The sequence below is a fragment of the Hydrocoleum sp. CS-953 genome (assembly GCF_002260545.1).
Lineage (GTDB): Bacteria > Cyanobacteriota > Cyanobacteriia > Cyanobacteriales > Microcoleaceae > Trichodesmium.
Window position 1 is genome coordinate 1 of the sequence record NZ_LGSU01000533.1, and the last position, 3,518, is coordinate 3,518.

3 protein-coding genes are annotated in these 3,518 nt (G+C 33.5%); all 3 read right to left on the minus strand.

Going from position 1 to position 3,518, the window contains the following annotated elements; translation table 11 throughout:
• Window positions 1-70 precede the first annotated feature (70 nt).
• Complete coding sequence (locus AFK68_RS05595) at window positions 71-952, minus strand: aspartoacylase (protein ID WP_094671929.1); 882 nt, start codon at window positions 950-952, stop codon at window positions 71-73.
• A 15-nt stretch (window positions 953-967) separates the two neighbouring features.
• Window positions 968-1,816, minus strand: coding sequence for a D-alanyl-D-alanine carboxypeptidase family protein (locus AFK68_RS05600; RefSeq protein WP_094671930.1), 849 nt, complete (start codon window positions 1,814-1,816; stop codon window positions 968-970).
• Window positions 1,817-2,792: 976 nt separating this feature from the next.
• Complete coding sequence (locus AFK68_RS05605) at window positions 2,793-3,425, minus strand: GUN4 domain-containing protein (RefSeq protein WP_094671931.1); 633 nt, start codon at window positions 3,423-3,425, stop codon at window positions 2,793-2,795.
• Between the last annotated feature and the right edge of the window lie 93 nt (window positions 3,426-3,518).

Below are 3,518 nucleotides of genomic sequence, written 5' to 3' on the forward strand. Positions count from 1 at the left end.
ACTCCCCTGCTCCCCTACTCCCCTACTCTCCCGCTCAAGAAAATGTAGCAAATATTTATCACCCTTAATATTAAACTGTGATACTCTCTTGTTTTGTCAAACACATAGCAATTCCTTTTTCATAATAAGCCGCCTCATTAATAAAAACTGGCCAAACAGGATTTTCTTCCTCATAATAAATTGTTTTGCCATCAAAAGTTAAAAACATTGGCTCACCCGGACTTAATTTTTGATAATCTTTCCCTTCTAATTTAGGATGAATCATTGCTGTTATTTCTCCCTCCTCAGTCTTAGGATAATCCACAACTTTTAAATGTTGATAAACGACAATATCCCCATTTATATGATGTAGCTTACCCTCATTAAAATATTCAACAAAATCTAAACTTGTCTGAACTAATTTTTCTGTTTTTTGAAATAAATCTGCCTGGATAACTCCTTGAGCAATCGGACCTACTTCAATAGCAAAACCACGTTCACATATAGAATTTATCAAAGAATTTTCCACTCCTGGATTAAAACAACTATAAACTTTCACATTTGGCTCAACTGAACTTAAATAAGCAGCCATTTTTAAGTTAAAAGGATGATTATTTACCAAAATAATTGTTAATCCCATGTTAGCAGTAGTAGTATGTAAATCCAAGATTAAATCAAACTTAGGATTCCCTTTCGGTCCTAACATTTGATTAATAAATTTTGCCCGACTCTCCTCATAATTAGTCTTTGTATTATTTTCTAAATCTTTAACTTGAAAACAACGATTTAAATCTGTATCAACGTATCTTCTAACTAATTTCAATGCTTCAGGATTAGCCAATAATGTTTTAGTCTCAAAATTTGTTCTGCTAATCAAATCTGGAAACTTTTCAAATTTTTTGACAAGATATATTCCTGTAAATTCATTTCCGTGTGTTCCACCAATAATTGCTAATTTATTAATTTTTTCCATGATGCTAAATTATGATTATTCACCGTTACTTAATTCTGGATTTTCTTGAACTAACTCTGATTCTTCAGAGATAGTATTAGGTAGATTTTTATAAAAAGTTTCTAGACTTTGGCGATCGCCTACATAACGCCAATGCCAAGGTTCATAACCAACACCTTTCTCATCATCAACAGGTATCATTTCAAAGCTAAAGTAAGCAGCATTATTTTTTAACCACTGAAAAGCTGCCGTATTTTCAAATTCCACATTTTGGTAAGTTTCAGGTGCATTTTTATCCCCAATATCAACAGCATAACCTGTTATATATTCCCCATAACTTAGAGGTGAAAAATTGACCTTAGAATTTTCCTCAATAGTATTAGTCTCACTTACCAAATCCTCCAAATCAGACTTAGACATAAATCCTCTCAAAGCTACTAAATTAATCCCATCATTTCTAGCAGCATAAAGCATTTCCTGAAACTTTTTTGCTGCATTTACTTGTAATTTAATATCATTATCAGCAACTACATAAGCTAGTTCTATTTCTGCTATTTGTGAGTAAGGCAAATCTGCAAGGAGATTTTTCTCAGGCTCAATTATAGGAGTTTCTGTAGTAGAAGAATTAGCTACCTCAATACTATCAGTTTCAGTTTCAGTTGATGAAGCATTAACTTGGTTGAGATTAGATTGAACTTGTAATCCTAGAGTAACTACTCCCACCAAAACTACTATTCCCGCCCAACTCCAAATCCATTTTTTATTGTTAGGTTTAGTTGGGATAATTTCTTCATCCTTTTGGGGGTCTCGCACTGCTTCAGGAATTTCATCCACAACAGTTTCCTGGACTAATGATAAATTGTCTGACAGACTTTCGTTGTTCAAAGCTTCACTCCTGCTGGTGAATTTCAAAATCGTTTTTTATTCTATAGGTAAATCTTGATAAGTCAACATTCCATACCTTTTCACGGAAGTCAAAAGTCGTAGGGGCGAATGGCCATTCGCCCCTACAAAAGCGAGTGTGTAATTCTGAGGTTTCCTACGGGGCGTATCAAAGTGGGGAAGTAATTCCGCACACAGCCCCTCCAGAATGTAAGACACACTCAAGACAGTCAAAAGTTATATTTTTAAGGATCAAAACTTTAACTATACAGTAACTTCAGGAAATTATTTCACATTTAAAGTTTGAAACTATTTGTGACATCTTTAAAGTTAATTAGTACGGAAATAAAAGGTAAGCATTCAGCTATAGCAATCCTCTAATCGGTTGTGGTATTTTGGGAGTATTTAGGAGTTGTAATTTTCAAGGTTTTCAGCTTTTTTTAACTATTATCAAACTTGTTACCGAAATAATTAATAATTAAGCAATTAAATAATTAGATAATTCACGCCTTGAAGCCTCCACTTTCAAGGGTGGAAAAAATAAATCTTTTCCCCCTTTGTGTCAATCCTCTCCCTAAAAGGGAGAGGTAATTATCAATTATCAATTATCAATTATCCATTAATGAAGACCAATGCGCGGATTGCTATATAAACCCGGTTTCTAAACTTAAAAAAAATCATAGCCACCCATCACCAACCCCTTTTATATAAAATCCGGTTATACAGTAATTCCAAAACTACTTCTTCATTAAGACAAGTTTTTTATTGAATAGGAATTATATAATTTAATACTTCAAATCCAATATTTCTCCTAACTCCTGTACGGGCGTTAACGATAGTTATGCGAAGCTAACGGCCGTTTCGCGGAGCGACATGTTTGCGGAGCATTCCGTCAGGAAAACGCCCCTACGATTCCTGACTCCTCCGCAATACGATAACTAATTACCCGGATTCTATATTAGTAATAACTGATAACTGATTATAGTCCACATTCTTCCACCCTAGAATATAGTACCCTACGCAAACGTTTAGTAATCATAAATTCGGGAATATTCACAGTAACTTCTGGTTCTCTTATAGCTACTGGTAAATGACCTTTAGGAGCATCTTCGGAGAAATTTAACTGCTCATATTTTTTCCATTTTCTGGCTTTTCTCCAACCTAGTCTATCCCCAAATATTTGATAACTTTGTGGATTATACCTTTCCAAGTTATTACCAGTTTCTAAGTAAATTGATATTTGGATACTAAGACCAAATTTATCTGCTGAATACTTCCGCCAGAGTTGGTCAATATTACCAATTTCTTCACAAGAAATTTTTTCTTTAATTGCTCTTGTGTTGATACCTCCAGCTCTAGTTCTTTGAGTTAATTTTAAAATCAAATCGTATGTTTCTTCATCTGCTTCCTGCCATTTATTCTCTGCTAATAAATTTTCTAACTGAATGTAAGGAGAATTATCTGAGGCTTGTGAAGTAATAATTTTAGATTGAGATATATCCGATTCTTTTTGGGTAAATATTCCGAAATTATTAGCATTCGCTAATGACGGAAATGCTACTAAAATTATCCCTAAAAAAACAATTAAAATTTTTGGTTTACATTGAATCATAAGTTAATACCCAGATTATTGCCAATAAGATTCTATAATTTATATCATCTCCGGTTGAATAGTTATAAATAACGATGGAGGAGTCAGGAGTCA